Here is a 21,514-nt window from a genome sequence, read left to right as displayed (position 1 = left end):
TCTGTTTTCATGACCGTTCGTGTCGGCATCAACGGCTTCGGCCGGATCGGCCGCAACTTCTTCCGTGCTGTCCGCGCCTCCGGGGCCGATATCGAGATCGTCGCCGTCAACGACCTGACCGACCGGTCGACTCTGGCGCACCTGCTGAAGTACGACTCGATCCTCGGCCGGCTGGACGCGGAGGTCCGCGCGGACGGCGACGCGATCGTCGTCGGCGACGCCCCGATCGTGGCGCTGGCCGAGCGCGATCCCGGCAAGCTGCCGTGGAAGGACCTCGGCGTCGACCTGGTGGTGGAGTCGACCGGTTTCTTCACCGACGCGAACCTGGCCCGCGCGCATGTCGACAGCGGTGGTGCCCGGAAGGTGATCATCTCCGCGCCGGCCTCCAACAACGACGTCACGATCGTCATGGGCGTCAACCACGACGAGTACGACGCCGCCGCGCACACCGTGATCTCGAACGCCTCCTGCACCACCAACTGCCTGGCGCCGATGGCGAAGGCCCTGCACGACGGGCTCGGCATCGTCAAAGGCCTGATGACCACGATCCACGCCTACACCGCCGACCAGAATCTGCAGGACAACATCCACCAGGATCTCCGCCGGGCGCGAGCCGCCGCGATCAACGTCGTACCGACCTCGACCGGGGCCGCGAAGGCGATCGGCCTGGTACTGCCCGAGCTGAAGGGCAAGCTGGACGGGTACGCGATCCGGGTCCCGGTGCCGACCGGTTCGGCGACGGACCTCACCTTCGAGGCGGCGCGCGACACGTCGGTCGAGGAGGTCAACGAGATCGTGCAGGCGGCGGCCGAGGGCGACCTCAAGGGCTACCTGCGCTACTCCACCGACCCGATCGTCTCCACCGACATCGTCACCGACCCGGCGTCGTGCATCTTCGACGCTCCGCTGACGAAGGTGATCGGCAACCAGGTCAAGGTCGTCGGCTGGTACGACAACGAGTGGGGCTACTCGAACCGCCTGGCCGATCTCGTGTCCCACGTCGGCGCGAGCCTCTGAGCCGATGGCAACCATCGACGACCTCAGCCACGCGCTGGGCGGACTGCGCGGCCGGCGGGTCCTGGTCCGGTCCGACCTGAACGTCCCGCTGGACGGCGGCACGATCCTCGACGACGGCCGCATCCGGGCCGGCGTACCCACGATCCGGCAGCTCGCCGACCGGGGCGCCCGAGTCGTGGTGGCCGCGCATCTGGGCCGCCCGGACGGATCGCCCGACCCGGTCTTCTCGTTGGCGCCCGTGGCCGAGCGGCTCGGTGAGCTGCTCGGCACGGACGTTGCCTTCGCGACCGACAGCCTCGGCGCGAGCGCGCAGGCAACGGTCGACTCCTTGACGGACGGCCGGGTCGCGCTGCTGGAGAACGTCCGCTTCAACGCCGGCGAGACCAGCAAGGACGCTGCCGTGCGCCGTGACGTCGCGGACCGCCTGGCGGCCCTGGCCGATGCCTTCGTGAGTGACGGCTTCGGCGTAGTGCATCGCAAGCAGGCCTCGGTGTACGACGTTGCGCACCGGCTGCCGGCCGCCATGGGGCAACTCGTCGCCACCGAGATCGGTGTCCTCGAACGGCTCACGCAGGCGCCGGAACGCCCGTACGTCGTTGTGCTCGGCGGAGCGAAGGTCTCGGACAAGCTCGGCGTCATCGACAACCTGCTCGGCAAGGCCGACAGACTGCTGATCGGCGGCGGCATGGCCTACACGTTCCTCGCCGCCCAGGGGTACGAGGTCGGCAACAGCCTGCTCGAGGCGGACCAGATCCCCACCTGCCGCGGCTACCTCGAACGCGCGGCGGACCAGGGCGTCGAGCTCCTGCTGCCCACCGACGTACTGATCACCGACCGATTCGCTGCCGACGCCGAGACCAAGGTCGTGCGGGCCAACGAGATCCCGGCCGATCGGATGGGGCTGGACATCGGTCCCGAGTCGGCGCAGCGGTTCGCCGCCGCCCTGCGTGACGCACGGACGGTTTTCTGGAACGGGCCGATGGGAGTGTTCGAGTTCGAGGCGTTCTCGTCCGGCACGCGAGCCGTGGCACGGGCGCTGGCCGAGAACGACGGGTTCTCCGTCGTGGGCGGTGGCGACTCAGCGGCCGCCGTACGGCTGCTGGGCTTCGACGAGACAGCCTTCGGGCACATCTCGACCGGGGGAGGGGCGTCGCTGGAGTACCTGGAGGGCAAGACTCTCCCCGGCATCGACGTCCTCGATGCCGGGGAGTTCGGTCAGCGACTGCTCAAGACCCTGTGAGTGCGGTTGTAGGCGGTGTGGTTCGTGCGGGCCAGCAGCGTGCCGGTCACCAGGCCCAGGGTCGTCCAGAGCAGGACCAGCGTGCCGAGTGACTTGATCCGGAACTGCCAGACCAGGCCGGCACCGACATCGGCGGGAATCGCGTCGGGACTCGCCGGGAGGCCGGCGAAGAGGACGACGCTGCCGACGACGAGTACGCCGACGACGCTCCAGGCGACGCGGGTGGTGGACCATCCGCGTCGCCGGGCCGTGCGGACGACAGCGACCACCGCGGTGACGGTCAACGCCGCGATGGCGATCGCGCACGCGTAGAGCAGCGTGCGCTGGGTGACCGTGTCCGGATCGCCGACAGCCGGCGGGTTCGCCGGGTACTTGAGGCCGGGTGCGAGGGCGAAGATCGCGAAGCCCCCACCGGCCACGACCAGGGCGCTGGCCAGCTCGCTCAGGTTCGACGAGCGACGGAAGCGGGTCAGGGCGACGGCATACAGCAACGACAGCAGGAGGGCCGCGACGATGACCGCCACGGCACCGCCGACCTGCTGCACCCCACGCGAGACGAGCTCGGTGTCGTGAGCCGATTCGCCGTGCGAGTGTTCCGTGGCGGTGCGGCTGTCCTCGACGGCGAGGGCGAGCCGGATGGTCGGTTCGACGACCAGGACGCTGAAGGTCGCGGCCACGGCGCCGGCGGCGAGGCCGCCGGCGAGCGAGGCGCGAAGTGTTGACGGCCAGAGGTTCATGTCGTCGTCCCTAGTGGCAGGGCACGCCGAGGATGTGGCGGCCGTCGTGGGTGAACTCGTGGACGTACGGCGCCAGGGTGGACAGCACCGCGCCGTTGTCCTGGAGCATGAGGTACAGAGCGATCAACGACACTACGGCGATGAGGTAGGCCCAGACCGGGATGCGTTCGGTGGCGGCCACGTTGCTCGACATTGGTCGTGCTCTCCTTACGGGTTGGATGACAGTGCTCGTCGGTAGACCTCGAGGTGTTGCTCGGCGGTGGCCGACCACGGGTACGCCGCGGCGACGGCCGGTCCACGCCGGGCCAGCCGCTCCCGGGTGGCCTTGTCGTCGACCAGGCGGGCCAGGCCGTTCGCGAGGGACACGGCGTCACCCGCACCGGTCATCAGTGCGTCCCGCTCGTCGGTGAGGAACTCGTGGAAGACGTCGATGTCGGATGTGACGACCGGCAGCCCGGCCGCCATCGCCTCGAGGACCACCAGGCCCCAGCCCTCCTTCATCGACGGGAACGCGAAGCCGTCGGCGGCGCCGAACCACTCCGGCAGCTCCTCGTCCGGGACCGTGCCGAGCAGGACGACGTCCGTACCGAGCCGCAGCCCGCCCGACTCGAGCGAGCTGAGCACGTTCTCGCGGTAGGCCCGGTAGTCCTGGAAGGAATGGCCGCCGATGATCGCGAGCAGTGGCGGGTTCGGGTGGGTGGCCTTCAGCCGGGCGAGCGCCTCGACGAGATAGGCGGTGCCCTTGCGCGGCTCGATACCGCCGACCGTCAGGAACACGAAGCGGTCCTCGGCGCCGATCCGCTGACGCAGCTCCTTGCGGCGCAGGTCGCTGATGCCGGCGCCGAACCGGTCGGTGCGGACGCCGTTGGTCACGATGCCGGCGTGCACCCCGTAGTCCTGCAGGAGTTTCTCCTGCCAGAGCCGGCTGACCACGAGGACGTCGTCGGGCTCGAGGATCGCGTTGCGCTGGCAGTCCATCAGCGCCTGGGTGGTGAAGTCGTCGACGTGGTGCACCGTGCGGATCAGGCGGAACGGCGTCCCCGCGTCCCGGACCCGGGCAGCGGCCCGGGCCGAGATGCAGTCCTGGCTGTGCACGATATCGAACCCGTCGCCGATCTCGGTGAGGTAGCCGGTCAGCGTGTCGATCGACTGGAACACGCGCTCCTCCAGCGTCGGCGCGGGCGGCGGCGCGTCGACCAGCCGCACCGGTACGTCGACCTCCCGGAAGAACCCCTTGCCCTGGTCGGACAGCGCCACCACGGTGACGTCGACCCCGGCGGCCTGCAGCGCTTCGGCCAGCTCCAGCGTGTGGACGACGCCACCACGAGGCTTGACCGAGTATGTCGTGAGCGCGAGACGCAGGCGATCCTCCACGGCCATCGCCTACAGCTCCGCCGCGACCAGCGCGGGGTCGCGCAGCGCGATCGCCGAGGCAGCCAGGGCGGCCCGGGCCGCCGTTTCGGTGACGATGCAGCCCGCGCGGCGCAGGGTCTCCTGCTGGGCCGCGAAGCCCTGTGGGTCGAGCTCGGTGCCGAGCACGTAGGCAACGACGATCGCGCCGGAGCTCGTCACCTTCTCGATCGCGGGCGCGAGCATGCCGGCCGGATCGTCGTGGGCGCCGTCACCGATCACGACGTCGAGCAGAACGGCGGCGACACCGTCGTCGTCGACCTGCCGCTCGAGGAACTCGATCCGGGCCTGCGGGTCGATCATCGGGTGCGGGCGGCCGACGGTGTACTCCTCCTCGCCCAGATCGAGGAAAAGATGCGAGTCGGGCTTGGCCGCGTCGACGGTGAGCGACTTGTCCAGCGGGACGTTCGAGTGGATCGGTCCGAGGTGGTCGGTGGCGATCGTCAGCGCCTCGTAGCAGAGCGTTCCGCCGCTGTAGAGCCCGACGACCTTGCGTCGCGTCGGTGACAACCCGGTGATCAGGCCGGCCACGTCTTCCGCCAGCCCCTGGACGACGTCCGGGGCCGAGCCACCGACCTTGGCGAGCGTCTCGGCGGCACCGCGTTCGAGGGTGTTGACCACCGTCACGTGGTCCGCCGTCGAGAGGCTGTCGCGCAGACCCATGAGCGCGGCGACCGTCGGCTTGGACGGCACCTTCAGCAAGCGCTCGGCCACCTCGCGGGACGGCGGCTTCGACACCAGCAGGATCGCCTCGGTCCGCTCGTCCGCGTCCAGCGCCCGCAGCGCCGACTCGGCCATCAGGCCGCCGACCTCGGGGGACAGGTCGCGGCCGCCGACGCCGATGACGTGCGAGACGCCGATGCCCCAGCGGTCCAGCAGGCTCATTACCTCCTGCGCGCCGGTCCCGGCGGCGGCGACGATGCCGACCGGGCCGGCACTGACCCGGTTGGCGAATCCGAGCCCGGCTCCGGCGATCATCGCCGTACCGGCGCCGGGGCCCATCACCAGCAGTCCGAGGTCCCGGGCGCGTTCCTTGAGCTCGATCTCGTCGGCGAGCGGGACGTTGTCGCTGAACAGCAGGACGTTCAGGCCCGCGGTGAGGGCCTTGTGCGTCTCCAGGGCGGCATACGCGCCTGGGACCGAGATGATGGCGACGTTGGCGTCCGGCCGCTCGGCCAGGGCCTGCCCCAGGTCCGTCGCGTTCGGCACGGCGTCGTCGTCGGCCTGCGCGGTGGCCGCGAAGAGTGCGGCCTCGGCGGTCTCGAGCGCTGCCGCCGCCGCGTCGTCGTCCTCGGCCCGCACGGCCAGCACGAGGTCGTTCGCGGCCGCGTCCGTCACGTCGCCGGCGATACCTTGCTCCGCGAGCGTCTCGAGGTTGGCGGGGGTGGCCATCAGGGCCCAGCCCCAGGACACTCCGGGCGATCCCAGGATCGCTCGGGTGGCCTCGAGGAGGCGGACGCTGTCCTTGTAGGAGTTCTTGCGTACGGAGACGCGGGTGCTCATCCGACCAGCTCCTTGGTGGTGGCAGGGGTGGGGACGTCCTCGGTCAGGATCCGAGTGCCACGCGCGCCCTCCACGACCCCGTGGGGTTCGTCGAGGGTGGCGTAGACGAGTTCAGGGGTGGTGATGGCCGCGAACCGCGGCTGCTCGGCCGACGTCGAGCCCTCGACGAACTTGATCGCGGCGCTCATCTTCGGGCCCATGCTCCCCGGCGGGAACTGACCGTCGGCCAGGTGCCGGCGGGCCTCGGTCACGGTCAGCTCGTGCACCGACCGCTCCTGCGGCGTCCCGAAGTCGAGCTTGACCGACGGGACGCCGGTGACCATGACGAGGGCGGTCGCGTTCGCCGCGGCCGCGATCCGCTCGGCGGCGAAGTCCTTGTCGATGACGGCGTCCACACCGCGGTAGGCGCCGTTCTCCTCGATCACCGGGATGCCGCCGCCGCCCGCGGCGACGACGATGTGACCGGACTGCGTCAGCGTCGCGACGGCGTTCGCCTCGAGGATCGCCTGCGGGGTGGGCGACGGGACGACCCGGCGGAAGCCGCGGCCGGCGTCCGGGATCATCGTCCAGCCGCGGGTGGCCGCGAACTGCTGCGCCTCGTCCTGGCCGAAGAACGGCCCGATCGGCTTCGTGGGGTTGGCGAAGGCGGGGTCGTCGCGGTCGACCACGATGTGGGTGATGACCGACACCGCGCCGGAGATCTCGCGGCCGCAGACCTCGTGCAGGGCGAGGCAGATCAGGCTGCCCAGCGCGCCCTGGGTCATCGCGCCGAGGGAGAACAGCGGCTGCGCCGGCACCAGCCGGGCGCCTTCCTCGTGCTGGATGGCGAGGTTCCCGACCTGCGGGCCGTTGCCGTGCACGATGATGATCTGCCAGCCCTTGCGCAGCAGCGACCGGACCGACTTGGCCATCGCCAGAGCGTTCGAGTACTGCTCCTCGAGGGTGCCCCGCTGGTCCTCGCGGGTGAGGGCGTTTCCGCCGAGGGCAATGACGGCGATATCGCTCATTCCGGCTCCCACAGTGTCCGTGCACGTCAGTCGTGCGTCCGCCTGATCGGATGCCACAACATAGCAGATGGACGTGTCGTATAGTAGATATCGAGTGGACCGACCAGGGAGCTGCGCCATGACCGACGAGATGACCGCCCGTGCCCTCCGATCGTCCTGGCGGGCGGCGGAGCAGTCGCTGTACTCCATCGGCGGCGGTGATGTGGAGCGCTACCAGCGCGCCGTCCGGCTGGTCCGCGCGGTCGTCGACGACCTGCTGGACATCACCTCGACCGATGCCCTGGCCGATCGGTGGCCGGAGGCCGGCGAGATCGTCGCCGGGGCGGTGGAGCGGACCGGCTTGACGCTCGGCTCGCTGCCGGTGGATCAGGTCGCGGGCGCCGCCTTCGCGCTGCGGCAGGCCGCGCTGCAGGCCGAGGAGGCCCGGCGGGCCCGGTCCGAGCTGATCGCCGCGGCCCGGGCGGAAGGGGCCGACTGGGTCGTCCTGCACGAGACCGGTGATCCGCTGGCCGGTTTCGCGGACCCCTACGGCTCCACCCGGATGCATCTCGAGTCCGGCCTCGCCATCGTCGCCGCAGTCCAGCCGGACCTCACCACAGGCGCCGCGGTCCACACGCTGACCGTCGTCCGGCTCGATCTGCGGACCGGCGACCTGGTGGACGACGACCCGGGTGTCGCCGATCTCGCCTACTCCGACAGCTCGTCGTTCCGCAGCGGGGAGGCCGCGTTGCGCGAGGTCGTCGAGGAGCTTGCCGCGGCCGAACGTATCGGATGATAGACGGACATATCCGTCAGGAGATATGGTGGCGCAATGACCCAGACCGCACAGACGCGTACCCCCATCGCCACGGTCGACGACGGCAGTCGGCTCAGTGACCTGATCCTCGAGCTCCAGGAGAAAGGGCTCGCGGTCAAGGGTCCGCTGGAGCGCCGTCCGGGCGGTGCCGGTCCGTCGGACGCGGGGATGATCTGGGTCGAGGGGACGCCCGTCACGGTTCCGGTCGACGCGGCGTACGTCGCGAACACGCCGTACTCGCTGGAGTCGGAGGACTCCGGTCACGGGATCTACCGCGACGGGGTGCGGCTGGCGTCCGCGACGCCGGCCGGGCGGCCACGCTTCTACGACATGGAGACCGCTGACGGTACGCCGTACTGGAAGCTGGCCCTGATGCACCTGGACTCGCTGGCGAGCACCGTGCTGCAGACCTGTGCGTACTGGGGTAACGACGACCAGTGCAAGTTCTGTGGCATCGGTGTCTCGCTCGCGTCGGGCAACACGGTCAAGGTGAAGCGGCCCGAGCAGCTCGCCGAGGTGGCCGTCGCCGCGCGCGACCTCGATGGAGCCGTGGACATCACGCTCACCACCGGCTCGACCTGGGGGAAGGACCGCGGCGCGTATTACGTGAGCAAGTGCGGTCATGCGATGAAGGAGGCCTCGGGGCTGCCGGTGGAGGTGCAGTTCGAGCCACCCACCGACCTGGCCGTCATCGACAAGGTGCACAGTCTCGGCATCGACTCCCTCGGCATCCACGTCGAGTCGTTCGATCCCGACGTGCTCGCGCGGGTCGCTCCGCCGAAGGCCCGCACGGGGATCGAGCGCTACTTCGAGACCTGGGAGTACGCCGTCGAGCGGTTCGGCGAGGGCCAGGTGTCGACGTACGTCATCCTCGGCATGGGCGAGGATCCACAGCTCACCCTGGAGGGCTGCAAGCGGGCGATCGACATCGGCGTCTACCCGTTCATCGTTCCGCTGCGCCCGGTCCCCGGCAGCCTGATGGCCGATTCCGTCCCGCCGGACCGCGCGTACACCGAGAGCATCGCCCGGGCGGTGGCGCCCGAGCTGGTCAAGCGGGGGCTGACCGCGGACAAGGTCTCGGCGGGCTGCGCACGCTGTCAGGCCTGCTCGGCGCTGGGCTCGCTGGAACGGACCATTCAGCTGGGCATGCCCAGCCTGCCGGTGCGCAGCGCATCATGACCACGCGGTCGGCCGAGATCGGCGTCTGGCGGGCCCTCGACCGTGATCTGGCCAAGCACTACGCGATCCGGCAACGGGTCTTCGTGCTCGAGCAGCGGATCATGGAGTTCACCGACCTCGATCCGCACGACCGGGACGCGCGCACCATCCACGTGCTGGCCGCGCAGGGCTCCTGCGCCGCGGGCACGGTGCGGTTGTATCCGCTGGACGGCGAGCTGTGGCAGGGAGACCGGCTCGCCGTCCTGCCCTCGCACCGGTCGTCGATGGTCGGCGCCGAGCTCGTCCGCTTCGCGGTCGCGACGGCCGGCGGACTGGGTGGCGCGCAGATGCTGGCCCAGATCCAGCTGCCCAACGTGCGCTTCTTCGAACGTCTCGGCTGGACGCGGGCGGGAGCGGTTGCGCCGTACTGCGGTCTCGACCACCAGCCGATGGTGTTCGACCTGACGCAGGCGCCGGACAAGACCTGGCCCGGCCGCCCCGCCGAGCTCCTGCTCGAGCCGCTCGTCGAGGTCCAGGACCTGCGGGCCGGCTGAATCAGCTCCAGAGGCCGGTGATCGTCTCGGTCGCCAGATCCATCAGGACCGCATCGTCGACGCCGTTCCCGATCACCAGTTTGCTGTCCGAGGTCACCTGACCGACCTCCGCGCAGACCAGACCGTGCCGTTCGAACACCGCGGCACAATCCGACGCGCGATCGGCCGGAGTCGTGAGCCAGAACGCGTACGTCGGGAACGCCACCAGCCAGCGCAACGGGTCTGTGTCTGCCGGCGTCGGCATCCGGTCGAGATCGATCCGCGCACCATGGCGGGTGAACTCCAGCAGCATGGCCAGCGAGCCGAGCGCGCCGGCCATCGACACGTCCTTCGCGGCGAAGGCCAGTCCGTCGTCGGCCACCTCGGCGAGCAGCCGGACATCGCGGGCCAACGTCGGGGCCTGCTCCGAGATCGACGTGAAGAACGGGAAGTCCGGGCGCATCGAGCCGTTCAGGCAGGCCACGAACAGCACCGCCTGACCGGGTCGTACGTGCGCCATCGACAACGGCGTCCGCACCTGTCCGAGCGCGAACGCCGACAACGACGTGTCCGCGTCGGCCCGGGTCAGGTGACCGCCGACGATCGGTACGTCGTACATTTTCGCCGCGTCGGCCATCCCGCGGAGCACCTCGGTCACGTCGGCGTCGCGGCCGACCACGGTGTTCACGATCGCTCGGGGGACACCGCCCATCGCGGCGACATCGTTGACGTTGGCAAGCACACTGGCGATGCCCGCACCGTACGGATCGTGCTGGACGAACGCGGGTGCGATCGCCTCGCCGCACACCACCACGCGGGCTCCGTCGAGCTCCACCACGGCACCGTCGTCACCTGGGCCGTGCAAGGGATCGTTCGTGTCGACAAAGCTCGAAACCTGGGCGATCGCGCCCTTCCCGGACACCCCCGCGTGCCGGCGGACGACTGCCACCACCTCGTCCACGGGAGGTGCCGTCGGGATGCTGGTGCGGGATGGACCGGTCATGGTTCGTATCGTATAGTAGATGCTCGTATCGGTCGAGAGATTTCCGCTCCGGCTGCCATCCCGCGAAAGGGCTCGTGATGAGTGAAGCTCCCGTCGTCGACCTGCCGGCCGCCGTTGACGTGGTCAACATCGGGCTCCCGTTGTTCGAGAGCGCGTTGCGCGACCAGGGCCGCCCGGTCATCGGTGTGGACTGGCGGATCCCGGCCGGCGGTGACGCCCGGACCGTGGCGGCGCTGGCGCGGCTGCTCGGCCCGCAGGCCGCCCGGATCGACAAGGCCAACGCGGAGGTGATCCGCCGGCTCAACGAGGGCGTGCCCTTGCTGGTCGGCATCGACCGCGCCGGTGCCGTCATCGAGGGCCTGGGAGAGCGCGACATCCTGCACTGCGGGCCGTCGATCGCCTGGGCGGAGATGCCGGACCCGCTCCAGCGCTCGGTGCGGGCCGCCGTGGTGGCGGAGGACTGGGCTCCTGACGTCGAGGCCGCGGGCCGGCTGATCGAGTCGGGCGAGGTGCGCCTCAAGCCGGCCAACGAGCACCGGACCGTGGTTCCGATGGCGACGTCGATCGGTCCCTCGGCCCCGGTGTACGTCGTGCAGAACGAGCTCGGCGGAGTCACGGCGTACTCCAGCATCAACCAGGGGTCCGGCGCGGTGCAGTGGTTCGGCGTCGACAGTGATGACGCGATCGCCCGGATCCGCTTCGTCCGCGACAAGGTGGGACCGGTGCTGGCGGAAGCGCTGGCGAACCACGGGCCCGTCGACGCGTTCGCCCTGGCCGCGCAAGGCGTTCCGATGGGTGACGACGTCCACATGCGGGTCCAGGCGACGACGAACCTGTTCCTGCGCGACCTGCTGCCGTACCTGGTCCGCGCCACGCATCCGGCGTCGGCCGAGGTGGCGACCTTCCTGAGCGGCAACCACCTGATGTTCCTCAACGTGGCCATGGCCGCGGCGAAGTCGCTGGTGGAGTGGGCCGGCGAGGTGCGCGAGTCGAGCATCGTGACCACGATGGCGCGCAACGGCACGACGTACGGCGTCCGGCTGGCCGGGGGCGGCGACGACTGGTTCCTGGCGCCCTCCCCGCCGATCCAGGACGCCTTGTACTACCCGGGTTTCGGGCCGGAGACCAGCGCGCCCGACATCGGTGACAGCGCGGTGCTCGAGCTCGTCGGACTCGGTGGTCCGGCGGCGGCCAACTCGCCCGCGGTGGCCGGGTTCCTCGGCGGCCGGATGTCCGACGCCATCGCCGCCACCCGGAGCATGCAGCGCATCTGCGCGGGCGAGAGTCCCCGGTTCCGCCTGCCGATCCTGGACAACGTCGGTACGCCGGTCGGCGTCGACGCCCGCAAGGTGGTCGAGCTCGGCATCACGCCGGCGGTCAACACCGGGATCATCCACAAGACCGCGGGCACCGGCCAGGTCGGTGCCGGCGTGGCCTGGGCGCCGATCGAGTGCTTCACCGAAGCCCTGCTCGATCTCGACCAGCGTCTCGCCTGACGGGCGTGACCGAGCACCTCGCGCCGATCGTCGCCGGGCAGGGCGTCGCGGCCGCTCATCCCGACGGTGCGTACGGAACCGTCGTCGGGACGTTCCGCCACGGCTGCTACGTGCAGGTCCACGGCGACATGTACGCCGTCGCCGGGCCGGCCGTCGCACCCGGGCCGATCCACCTGATCGTCGAGCCGGCTCCGGCGCACGTGCCGGAAGGGCTCGCGGTCTGGCGGGACGGCGGGCGGCTGCGCTCGACGGAGTGGCAGATCGACCTGGCCGGTGCACCGATCTTCGGGCCACCGAAGCCAGGTCTCCCGGAGTTGCGGCTGGCGACGGCCGCCCTCACAGCCATGCGCGATCGGTTGGTCGTTCCCGACGACTTGCGAAGCTCCTGGGAGCCGGTCCTGCGAGCCGTGGCCGCCGGCGATCTCGATGCCGCCAGGGAGCTGCTCGAAGGCAGAGGTGGCGGGCTGACACCGACTGGCGACGACGTCCTCGCCGGCGTGCTGCTCGTGCACGCGTGGAGTGGCGCGGATCCGGACGAACTGCTGCGCGTCGCGCGAACGGCGGCGACGACCAATCTCAGTCGCTCGTTCCTGGCCTGGGCAGCCCGCGGTCTGAGCCTCGCACCGGTGCACGACCTGATGGCCCGCGCGGCGGCGCACGACCAGCCGGGCTTCGATCAGGCGGTGGCCATGGTGTCGTCCATCGGTGGGTCGTCGGGCGTCGCGCTGCTCTGGGGCATCGGGCTCACCGCGGCCGGGACCGTCACGAGTTCGCGCGCGGCAGCCGGCCCGCCTGGGTGAAGCACGCCCTGAGCTGGCGGGGGAGCGTCGCCTCCAGGCGGCGCAAGGCGTCCCGTGCCTCGTCCGGGGCGCCGACCTCGCCGAGCAGCAGCAGGGAGCCGGTCTGCTTCGCCAGGGCGGTGGCCTCCTCGCCACGTCCCAGCAAGTGGAAAGCCAGCGCCTGGTACTTGATCGAGCTCGCAGCCCGCGCCGCCTCCAGCAGCTCCTCCGGATCCTCGAGTCCGATCCTGCAACGCACCTCGCGGACCCGGAGGTCCGCCCGCCACCGGAACGGCAGCCAGTGCTCGATCAGCCGGCTGGCAGCCTCCACCCGCTCGGCGGCGCGATCGAGCTGACCGTCCAGACGCTCGCTGTCCGCGAGCGAGCACAGCGCATGCAGCTCCTGCTCGATCTGCAGGCTGCCCGCCTCCACCTCACGGGACTGGCTCAGCGCCAGCTCGGACAGGTCGTGCGCGCGGTTGCGCTCACCGAGCTCACGCCACACCCAGGCCAGCGTTGTGTTCGTCCGGGCGCGGTAGAAGGAGACGTCGTACCGCTCGAGGATCGCTGCCTTGGTCTGCAGCACGGTCAGGGCGCCGGACAGATCGCCGGCGTTGCCCCGGGCCAGCCCGGCGAAGAAAAGGGCCCGTAGCAACGGATGGAACGCGCCGATGCTGTTCGACACCGCGACAGCGTCGTCGAGCACCTCGATGGCCTCGCCGTACCGGTCGGCGTGGGCGAGCAGGGCACCGAGACAACTCGACACCGATGCCTTGACTGCGCCGACCTCGTCGCCGTTCTCGTCGAGGGCACGCTCGTACGCGCGGTAGGCCGCGTCGAAGTCACCGGCCCAGTGCTTGGTCCGACCGAGGAGATTCCAGGCGCTCGGCCGGGCACCAGGCATCCGGGATGCTTCGTCCGCCCGCGCCACCGCTTCCTCGACATCACGCCGGTAGTACGCCGTCCAGCCGAGGCGCTCGACCGCGGTCGCCCGGAGAGAGCGATCGCCACGCGCGAGCGCGAGTGCCTCGGCTTCCTGGTGATCCTCGGTCGCGGCGTCGTAGGCACCGAGCTCTTCGTACGACGCGCCGCGGCCGATCAGCGCGAGTCCTTCGAGCTCCTGATCGTCGGCCAGGCGCGCAACGTCGAGGGCCGAGGTGAAAAGCCGGACTGCGTCGGCGTTCGCGAAGGAGCGCCGCGCCAGCGTGGCTGCCTCGTACCAGGACCTCGCCGCCGCGACGGTCATTCCGGCGCGTTGCTGGTGATGGGCCCGCAGCTCGGGCCGGGTCGAGAAGATCTCCGCCAGTTGCCGGTGCCGCAGCATCCGCACGGGTCCGGGCAGGTTGTCGTACAGCGCCTGGCCCAGGATCGGCGGCGAGGAGACGAACAACTCGTTGCGTGAGGCAAGCAGTCCGGCGGCCATCGCCTTCTGCAGCGTGGGCATCAGGTCGACCGCGGGACGGCCGACGAGTTGTTCGAGGGTGTCGAGGTCGAAGGCGGTCCCGATCACGGAGGCGGACTGGAGGAGCTCGTCGACGTCGTTGCCACTGCGCCGTACCCGGTCGAGCACCATCGAGCGCAGGGTGCCGGGGATGTCCGACTCGTTCTCGCCGCGGCCGAGGGCGGCGAGCACCTCGACGACGAACATCGGCTGGCCCTGCGTCAGCTCCCAGACGAACGCGCCCTTCGCCGGATTGCCCGCCTGCTTCGCGAGCAGGGCGACGTCGGACTCGGTGAGTGCGCCGAGCTCGACCAGCAGACCGTCGTCCGCCAGGGCGCGCAGCTCGGAGTCCAGCCGGTCGGACGGAACGGTCGCCACGACCAGGAGCGGCACCTCGTCGATCGTGTGCAGGAGCCATTGCAGGGCTTCGACCGTGGCCGCGCCGGCGAGGTGCAGGTCGTCGAAGAACAGCAATAGCGGCTGGTCCTCGGCCGTGGTCGCGAGCACGTGGCGCAGCGTGTTGAGGATCCGCCGGTGCTCGATCTCCGGACTCGCCCGCTGGTACTCCGTCACTCCCACGACGTCCCGCAGATCCGGCACCAGCTCCACGGCCGTATCCGTCCACGAACCGAGCAAGGCCGGCAGGACGTCGGGAGGAGTCGAGAGCAGGATCCGGCTGAGCACGGTGACGAGCGGCTGGAGCGGCGACGATCGTTCGCCTTCGAAGCAGTCGACCCGGATCGCGCGGGCGCCCGCGTGGTCGGCGTAGTCGGCGAGCTCCTGCGCCAGCGACGAGCATCCGGAGCCCGGGCTTCCGGTCACGAGGATCGCCCCGGCCTCGCCGGCCGTCGCGGCATGCCAGCGGTCGACCATCGCGGAGTACTCGTCCTGCCGTCCGATCAGCGTCGAGGAGCCGGCGACGGAGACCGCGCGAGGCGCGCGCACCGGTCCGGGGTCGGCGCCACTCACGATCGCGCTGAACAGGGCGTCAGTCTCGGGACTGGGCTCGACCTCCAACTCGTTGCGGAGCTCGAGGCGGAGTTCGTCGTACGTACGCAGTGCCGAAGCGCGATCACCGAGGTGCCACTGGGCGTTCATCAGCGCGCGGCCGGCCTGTTCGTCGTGGTGGGAGTGGGACAGCACCGACTCGGCCTGGGTGGCGATCTCGCTCCACATGCCGAGCTGGGCCTGGGCTTCCCAGCTCGCCCGGTTCAGCCGGCGGGTCAATGCGTCGACGTGCCGCTGCTGGTCCTCGGCCCAGCTTCGTTGGGCGACCGCCGGCGGAAGCTCGGGATGCCCACGGGTGAGCAGGCCGAAGGCACGCCGAGCCGCGGTGACCGTCACGGCCGGGCTCAGGGCCGCGCGTGCGTGCGCCGACTTGGTCAGCTCCTCCAGGAGAGCCAGGTCACTCGTCCAGGCCCGGCCGCAGTTGAACCGGTAGCCGGTCGACGAGTGGCCGGTGATGACGTCCGGTCCGATCGCCCGGCGCACTCTGCTCACCAGCGAGGCGATCACCCGGTCCGCGGTCAGCGGGGCGTCGTCGTCCCAGAGCGCGTCCACCAGGGCGTCGATGTCCACCAGCGCACCGCCCGCGGACACCAGCCGGCGCAGCAGGATCGCGGCCCGGCCCGCGGGCACGGGACCGAGCCGGCGCCCGTCCGCGTCGGTGACCTCCAACGGGCCGAGCACGAAGACGGTCGAGGGCGCCGTCGCACTGGACATCGGTGACGCTCCTCTCCCGGGACCGCCGGCGTTTCCGTCCGGCCCCTCCGGCTCTTTCCTTCCCGGACTGCCTGTCGTTTCCTATGATATAAATACATCACTGATAGTGGAGGATGTGATCCTCCCGGGCGAGTCGGTCGGAGAGGCGGGCGTCATGGCTGGTGCGGGTCCGAGCTTCCTGGTCCTGCCGGAGCGGCCCCCCAAACCCCGGTCGGCCGGGCTCACCCATGTGTTGGACAAAGGGTATTCCCTGGACCGCGTGGAGTCCGTCCTCAAGGTGTACTCGGGCTGGATCGACGTCTGGAAGTTCGGCTGGGGCACGGCGTACGTCGAGCCGGCGCTGGCCGAGAAGGTCCGGACCCTGCGTGACCACGAGGTCAAGCCGTGTACGGGCGGCACCCTGCTGGAGATCGCCTGGCTGCAGGACCGGGTGGACGAGTTCTTCGACTTCGCCACCTGGGCCGGTTTCGAGTGCGTCGAGGTGTCCCGGGGAAGCACGGACATGCCGCTGGCCGAGAAGCACCGGATCATCCGGCAGGCCCGGTCGCTCGGGTTCGAGGTCTTCGCGGAGGTCGGCAGCAAGAACCCCGGCGATCAGGTGTCCGCGACGCAGTGGACGGCCGAGCTCGAGGCGGATCTGGACGCCGGGGCTGCGTGGCTGGTGGCGGAGGGTCGCGAGAGCGGCACCGTGGGTCTCTACGACGGCGGCGGCCACCTGCGCGAGGACCTGCTCGACGCGCTCGCGTCGTCCGCCGCGGCCGGGCTGCTCATCTACGAGGCTCCGCAGCGAGCGCAGCAGGCGCACCTGATCCGGCGGCTCGGCCCCGAGGTGAACCTCGGCAACATCGCGCTCGACGACGTGATGGGCCTGGAGACGCTGCGCCGGGGACTCCGCTCCGACACGATCGGACTCGGTGCCGCGCTGGAGACCTCGACCCGTGCGCGCTGACGAGCGGTCCGCGACCCGCCCGACCGATCCGGCGGCGCCGAACGTCATCCCGTCGCGCTACCGCCAGGTCGCCGTCGCCGCCGTACCGAGTCTCGATCCGGCCTGGCTGGTCGAGCACTTCACCGATCGCGAGGTGTACTTCCGGACCCGGTTCGTGGTGGCCCGGCACGACAGCCGCGTGGCGCTGGTCGAGGTGGATCGCAAGCCGTCGGACGACCTGTTCACCCTGACGGTCTCGGCCCGCGTACTGGCCGGGCCTGACGACTGTGCCGTTGTGGTGGACGAGACCGTCGACACCGCGGTCCCGTCGCAGCTGGCGGCCGCCGCGGAGGCGTTTCCCGGCGTGAAGTGTGTGGTGGTCGAGGGCTCGTACTCCCACGTGAGCTTCATCCTCAACCCGGCACCGGTCCGGATCAGGCTGATCGACGTCGTTCCGCCGGGACCGGCCAAGTTGCTCGACCAGGTGCGCCGGGTGCTGGCCACGGCCGAGGATCTCCCGCCGCTGGTCGTCGTGCCCGAGCTCGTCGACAGTCGCCGGCTCCTTGCCGAGGCGTACGACGTACCTCCGCGGGACGTGCTGATTCCCTGCCGTGGTTCGGGGATGGACTTCCCGGGCAGCTCGGTGTCGTTCCTGGATGAGCGACCGCCCGTGCGGGACTGGACGTTGCTCGGGTGTGAACGCTCCAACCAGATCCACCAATGGTTCTACGGCAGCACACCCGAGCGGGTCGACATCTGTCCGCGGCAGTGGCTGACCTCCGACGGCGAGTCGACGCTGACCCGCTGCTGCCTGCTCCAGGAGGGCATCGAGAGCGAACGGACCGGAACGGTCGTGCCGTGGGGCGCCTCGCTGGCCGAGGTCCGCGCGGCGCTGGAGACGATCGTCGACCGGTCGGAGGTCGTATGGACGCACATCTGATTGACTCCGCGATCTTCGGGCACCAGTGGAGTACGGCGGAGAGTCGAGCGATCTTCGCCGAGTCCGCCCGGGTCGCGCGGTGGCTCGACATCATCATCGCCCTCGCCGAGGCACAGGCGGACGTCGGGATCATCCCGGCCTCCTCGGCGGCCGCCATCGCCGGACTGCGCGGCGTCGAGCTGGATCTCGCCGCGGTCGCGGAAGGCACCCGGACCACGTCGCACTCGACCCTCGGCCTGATCCACGTGCTGCAAGACTTGCTGCCCGCGGAGGCGGCCGAGCACGTGTACTACGGCACCACCGTGCAGGACATCTCGGACACCGCGCAGGCGCTCGAACTCGCCGAGGTCGGCGGACTGGTCTGGCGGGATCTCTGGGCGATCGAGGCCGACCTCCTGGCTCTGGCCGCGCGGCACCGCGAGACGCCGATGCTTGGTCGCACCCACGGTCAGCCGGGGGCGCCGATCACGTTCGGGTTCAAGGCGGCGACGTGGGCCGACGAGCTCGGTCGCAGTCTGGAGCGCCTTCGCCAGGGCCGCGATCGCTGGCTGGTCGCGGAGTTGGGCGGAGCGGTCGGCGTCCTCGGGTTCTTCGGGGAGCGGGCGCTGCCGCTGCGAGCGGCCTACTGCGATCGCCTCGGTCTGGCGGAGCCGGCCGTGTCCTGGCTGACGACACGGGACCGGCTCGCGGAGTTCGCGCAGGTGATGGCGTCCGCGGTCAGTGCGATGGCCCGGATCGCGAACGAGGTCTACGTGCTCGCGCGCGCCGAGCTGGGCGAGGTCCGCGAGCCGACGCCGGCGACCACGGTCGGCAGCATCTCGATGCCGCACAAGCGCAATCCGGAGGTGTCCGAGCAGGTCGTCACCCTGGCCCGGCTGGTTCGCTCCTCGGCGGGCGTGCTCGCCGAGACGTTGATCGGGGAGCACGAGCGGGACGGGCGCTCGTGGAAGACCGAGTGGGTCGTGCTGCCGGAGCTCGCGCACTACGTGCTGGCCGCGACCGGCATGACGAAGTCCCTGGTTCGCGGACTCGAGGTCGATCCCGCCCGGATGCTCGCGAACCTCGAGGCGACCGGGACCGCGTCCTCGGAGCGGCTGCTGAGTGTGATGTCGGCGCGGCTGGGCAAGCACACCGCGCAGGCCACGTTGCAGGACGCGTACCGGGACGCGATCGGCTCCGGCCGTTCGCTGACGGCCGTGCTCGAAGGGCAGATCGAGGCCGCCGAGCTGGCCGAGCTCGACCGGTTCGACACCGGCGCCGCGGCCGCGATGGCGGACGAGGTGGTGGCACGCGCCGTCCGCCGCCGCGCGGGGGAGCGTGCGTCGTGGCGCTAGCGGACCTTCCCCGGGTGCCGCTCGGGATCTTCCCGACCCCGGTGCAGCCGGTCGCGGACCTCGCGGGTACGCCGGGACTGCGCGACGTCCTCGTCAAACGCGACGACCTGACCGGGTTCTCGTGGGGCGGCAACAAGGTCCGCACGCTCGAATACATCCTCGGCGACGCGTTGGCTCTGCGGGCCGACACCATCGTGGTCGCGGGCGGTCCCACCTCCAACTTCGCCGCGCTGCTCGCCGTTGCCGCCGCTGGGCAGGGAATCCCCGTCGTGCAGATCTGCTACGGCAACGAGCGCGGCGGTGCTGCGGCGCTGGCCCTCTCGAAGCGGGCCGGTGCCTGCGTGGAGTTCACCGGCATCGCTGATCGCCGCAGCATGGACGATCGTGCGAACGAGTTGGCGCGTGCCCTGCGAGCCGAGGGGCGCCGGCCGTACGTCGTGCCCCGTGGTGGCGCCACACCCGTCGGCGCGTGCGGTTTCGCTGTCGCCGCCGTGGAGCTCGTTTCGCAGGTCACCGAAGCCACTGTGGTAATCCCGGTCGGATCCGGCGGCAGCATCGCCGGACTGCTCGCCGGCCTTGCGGCGACCGGTTCCGGCATCGACGTCGTCGGTGTGTCGGTCTCCCGGCCGGTCGCGGAGATCGAGGCGCAGGTCGCGACACGCGCGACGGAATGCGCCCGGCTGCTTGGCATCACTGGCCCGTTGCCCCGATGGCGCGTGGTCGACGGGCGTGGCCCCGGGTACGGCGGGGGATGGCCGGAGGCGGACGCGTTGGCGGCCGCGCTCCTGGAGCACAGCGGGTTCGTCGCCGACCCGGTCTACAACGCGAAGGCGCTGGTGTGGCTGAACGGTCACCGCGACGAGCTGCCCGGACCCGTCCTGTACTGGAGCACCGGTGGGGCACTCGCCGCCGCCGACCAACTCACGGAGGCAAAGTCATGACAGCGGTGAACCCAGGATTGAATTCTGGACGCCGGGTCGAAGGCCCGTCCAAGGACGGACCCGCGCAGCAACTCGTCGACGCCGGGTTCGCCTGGGAGATTGCCGACGCCCCGCTGCTGCACCACGGGCTGAACATGGCCGACATCGCGCACGTCCTCGACCTCCGCCACCGCCGCATCATCCCGGAGCACGCCGCCGCGGCGCTGCTCGGCGTACTGCTGGAGACGCATCGGACCAAGCCCGAGGACTTCCCGTACGACGCCGCGTACGGCGAGCCGTACAACTCCCGCGAGCGGCACTTCGTCGCCACGATCGGTGACGACGCAGGCTGGCTGCACGCGGGTCGGCCCCGGCGGGAGGCGGCCCGGGTCGCGCTGCGGATCCTGCTGCGCGGACTGACCGCGCGGCTCGCCGCCGGCGCGTCCGAGTTCGCCGCCACCACCTGTCGTACGGCGTCCCGGTACCGCGAGGTCTACATGCCGGACCAGACCTACCTCCAGCAGGCGCAGCCGTCGACGTTCGGCCACTACCTGCTCGGGTTCGTGCCCCCGGCGATCCGGGACTGCGAACGCCTGCTGGACGCCCTCGCCCAGGTCAACACGAGTCCCGGCGGCGCCGGTTGCGTCAACGGCAGCCGGTTGCTGGACGACCGCCGGGTGATCGCGGACCTGCTCGGCTTCGGTGACGTGATCACGCACACCCGCGACGCGATGTGGCAGACCGACACCTTCGTGGACGTGCTCAGTACGAGCGTCAGCCTGCTGTCCAACCAGTCCAAGCTCGCCGAGGACCTGGAGATCTGGTCCAGCCAGGAGTTCGACTACGTCGATCTCGCCGGGCCGTACACCCGGGCGTCGGTGCTGATGCCGCAGAAGCGCAACCCGTACGCCCTGTCGATCGTCCGTGGCGGTGGCGGCGTCCTGATCGGGCGGCTGACGGGCTTCCTGGCCGTTGTGAAGAGTCCGTCGGCCCGCAGCGACAACCTGATCTTCGCGTACGGCGAGATCCCGAAGGCGGTCGAGTTCGCGACCCGGATCACCGCGCTGATGGAGGGCGTGGTGGACACGCTGAGCGTCAACGAGGCCCGGATGTGGCAGCGGCTCGAGGAGGGGTACACCCAGGCCACGGACCTGGCCGAGTTCGTCATGCTGCGCTGCGGCCTCGACTACCGGGCGGCGTACCTCGTGGTGGGGGAGGTCGTCCGCGACGCCAGCCGGCGTGGGGTCCGCGGCGTCGACATCACCTCGGCGGACCTCGACCGCGCGGCCACCTCGGTGGTCGGGCGCGCGCTGGAGCTCGGCGCCGACGAGATCCGGACCGTCCTCGATCCGCGCGCCATCGTCGCCACCCGCAGCGCCCTCGGCGGCGCCGCCCCGGAGGCCGTCGACGCGATGACCGAGGAGTACCTGGCCAAGGCCGTGGACCTCGGCTACCGGGCCAACCACGAGCTGGAGCGGTACGCCGCGACCGAGGCCCGACTGCTCGCCGAAGCCGAGCAGGTCGCCGCCGGACGGGGTGCCTGACCGGCG

At 70.9% G+C, this 21,514-nt stretch carries 19 protein-coding genes; 12 read left to right on the top strand and 7 right to left on the bottom strand.

Annotation, left to right across the window (positions count from 1 at the left end):
- Positions 1-9 precede the first annotated feature (9 nt).
- Positions 10-1,017 (top strand): type I glyceraldehyde-3-phosphate dehydrogenase, encoded by a 1,008-nt coding sequence (gap, locus tag ACZ6O0_RS29505; RefSeq protein WP_465768251.1) that lies wholly within the window; start codon positions 10-12, stop codon positions 1,015-1,017.
- A gap of 4 nt (positions 1,018-1,021) precedes the next feature.
- Positions 1,022-2,257 carry a phosphoglycerate kinase gene (locus ACZ6O0_RS29500; protein ID WP_465768250.1) on the top strand — a complete coding sequence of 412 codons (1,236 nt, stop codon included), beginning with the start codon at positions 1,022-1,024 and terminating at the stop codon, positions 2,255-2,257.
- Here the strand turns inward: ACZ6O0_RS29500 and ACZ6O0_RS29495 are convergent.
- From ACZ6O0_RS29495 to ACZ6O0_RS29475, 5 genes are read right to left on the bottom strand one after another with little or no spacing between them, the layout of a single operon-like run.
- A complete protein-coding gene (locus tag ACZ6O0_RS29495; protein ID WP_465768249.1) occupies positions 2,233-2,994 on the bottom strand; it encodes a CbtA family protein in 762 nt (253 codons plus the stop codon). The genes ACZ6O0_RS29500 and ACZ6O0_RS29495 overlap by 25 nt on opposite strands.
- 10 nt (positions 2,995-3,004) lie before the next feature.
- The gene (locus tag ACZ6O0_RS29490) at positions 3,005-3,187 is read right to left on the bottom strand and encodes a CbtB domain-containing protein (protein WP_465768248.1); all 183 of its coding nucleotides are present in this window, start codon (positions 3,185-3,187) and stop codon (positions 3,005-3,007) included.
- 14 nt (positions 3,188-3,201) lie between these two features.
- Positions 3,202-4,374, bottom strand: coding sequence for an MSMEG_0565 family glycosyltransferase (locus ACZ6O0_RS29485; RefSeq protein ID WP_465768247.1), 1,173 nt, complete (start codon positions 4,372-4,374; stop codon positions 3,202-3,204).
- A gap of 3 nt (positions 4,375-4,377) precedes the next feature.
- Entirely contained in the window at positions 4,378-5,907 is a 1,530-nt protein-coding gene (locus ACZ6O0_RS29480) for a hypothetical protein (protein WP_465768246.1), read from the bottom strand.
- On the bottom strand, positions 5,904-6,914 hold the full coding sequence (locus ACZ6O0_RS29475) for a carbamate kinase (protein ID WP_465768245.1): 1,011 nt from the start codon (positions 6,912-6,914) through the stop codon (positions 5,904-5,906). The genes ACZ6O0_RS29480 and ACZ6O0_RS29475 overlap by 4 nt, the downstream gene beginning before the upstream one ends.
- A 118-nt stretch (positions 6,915-7,032) precedes the next feature.
- Between ACZ6O0_RS29475 and ACZ6O0_RS29470 the strand changes: the two genes are divergently transcribed.
- Genes ACZ6O0_RS29470 through ACZ6O0_RS29460 form a run of 3 tightly spaced genes read left to right on the top strand, consistent with a single transcriptional unit; the run spans position 7,033 to position 9,422 of the window.
- Positions 7,033-7,689, top strand: a complete 657-nt coding sequence (locus tag ACZ6O0_RS29470; RefSeq protein WP_465768244.1) for a hypothetical protein — start codon at positions 7,033-7,035, stop codon at positions 7,687-7,689.
- Positions 7,690-7,725: 36 nt separating this feature from the next.
- Positions 7,726-8,889: an MSMEG_0568 family radical SAM protein gene (locus ACZ6O0_RS29465; RefSeq protein WP_465768243.1), complete on the top strand. Its 1,164-nt coding sequence runs from the start codon at positions 7,726-7,728 to the stop codon at positions 8,887-8,889.
- Positions 8,886-9,422 (top strand): MSMEG_0567/Sll0786 family nitrogen starvation N-acetyltransferase, encoded by a 537-nt coding sequence (locus ACZ6O0_RS29460; protein WP_465768242.1) that lies wholly within the window; start codon positions 8,886-8,888, stop codon positions 9,420-9,422. The genes ACZ6O0_RS29465 and ACZ6O0_RS29460 overlap by 4 nt, the downstream gene beginning before the upstream one ends.
- A 1-nt stretch (position 9,423) precedes the next feature.
- Here ACZ6O0_RS29460 and ACZ6O0_RS29455 read toward each other — a convergent pair whose 3' ends face one another.
- Positions 9,424-10,404, bottom strand: a complete 981-nt coding sequence (locus tag ACZ6O0_RS29455; protein WP_465768241.1) for an AIR synthase related protein — start codon at positions 10,402-10,404, stop codon at positions 9,424-9,426.
- Between the two features lie 77 nt (positions 10,405-10,481).
- Between ACZ6O0_RS29455 and ACZ6O0_RS29450 the strand changes: the two genes are divergently transcribed.
- Together ACZ6O0_RS29450 and ACZ6O0_RS29445 are read left to right on the top strand one after the other, a co-directional pair.
- Entirely contained in the window at positions 10,482-11,900 is a 1,419-nt protein-coding gene (locus ACZ6O0_RS29450) for a YlbE family protein (RefSeq protein ID WP_465768240.1), read from the top strand.
- Positions 11,901-11,905: 5 nt separating this feature from the next.
- Positions 11,906-12,700 carry an oxamate carbamoyltransferase subunit AllH family protein gene (locus ACZ6O0_RS29445; RefSeq protein ID WP_465768239.1) on the top strand — a complete coding sequence of 265 codons (795 nt, stop codon included), beginning with the start codon at positions 11,906-11,908 and terminating at the stop codon, positions 12,698-12,700.
- On the opposite strand, the gene ACZ6O0_RS29440 is transcribed toward ACZ6O0_RS29445, so the two are convergent.
- Complete coding sequence (locus ACZ6O0_RS29440) at positions 12,663-15,842, bottom strand: ATP-binding protein (protein WP_465768238.1); 3,180 nt, start codon at positions 15,840-15,842, stop codon at positions 12,663-12,665. The two genes, ACZ6O0_RS29445 and ACZ6O0_RS29440, sit on opposite strands and share 38 nt — an antisense overlap.
- Before the next feature lie 154 nt (positions 15,843-15,996).
- Here ACZ6O0_RS29440 and ACZ6O0_RS29435 point away from each other — a divergent pair, with 154 nt between their 5' ends.
- Genes ACZ6O0_RS29435 through ACZ6O0_RS29415 form a run of 5 tightly spaced genes read left to right on the top strand, consistent with a single transcriptional unit; the run spans position 15,997 to position 21,508 of the window.
- Positions 15,997-16,791: a phosphosulfolactate synthase gene (locus tag ACZ6O0_RS29435; protein WP_465768237.1), complete on the top strand. Its 795-nt coding sequence runs from the start codon at positions 15,997-15,999 to the stop codon at positions 16,789-16,791.
- Positions 16,781-17,710, top strand: a complete 930-nt coding sequence (locus ACZ6O0_RS29430) for an XcbA family protein (RefSeq protein ID WP_465768236.1) — start codon at positions 16,781-16,783, stop codon at positions 17,708-17,710. The genes ACZ6O0_RS29435 and ACZ6O0_RS29430 overlap by 11 nt, the downstream gene beginning before the upstream one ends.
- Complete coding sequence (locus ACZ6O0_RS29425) at positions 17,695-19,044, top strand: lyase family protein (protein WP_465768235.1); 1,350 nt, start codon at positions 17,695-17,697, stop codon at positions 19,042-19,044. The genes ACZ6O0_RS29430 and ACZ6O0_RS29425 overlap by 16 nt, the downstream gene beginning before the upstream one ends.
- Positions 19,035-19,985: a 1-aminocyclopropane-1-carboxylate deaminase/D-cysteine desulfhydrase gene (locus tag ACZ6O0_RS29420; protein ID WP_465768234.1), complete on the top strand. Its 951-nt coding sequence runs from the start codon at positions 19,035-19,037 to the stop codon at positions 19,983-19,985. The genes ACZ6O0_RS29425 and ACZ6O0_RS29420 overlap by 10 nt, the downstream gene beginning before the upstream one ends.
- On the top strand, positions 19,982-21,508 hold the full coding sequence (locus ACZ6O0_RS29415; protein WP_465768233.1) for a lyase family protein: 1,527 nt from the start codon (positions 19,982-19,984) through the stop codon (positions 21,506-21,508). Before ACZ6O0_RS29420 ends, ACZ6O0_RS29415 begins: the two co-directional genes overlap by 4 nt.
- The last annotated feature ends 6 nt before the right edge of the window (positions 21,509-21,514 follow it).

This window comes from Kribbella sp. NPDC048837 (assembly GCF_055586945.1).
This window is presented reverse-complemented; position numbering and strand designations above follow the sequence as displayed.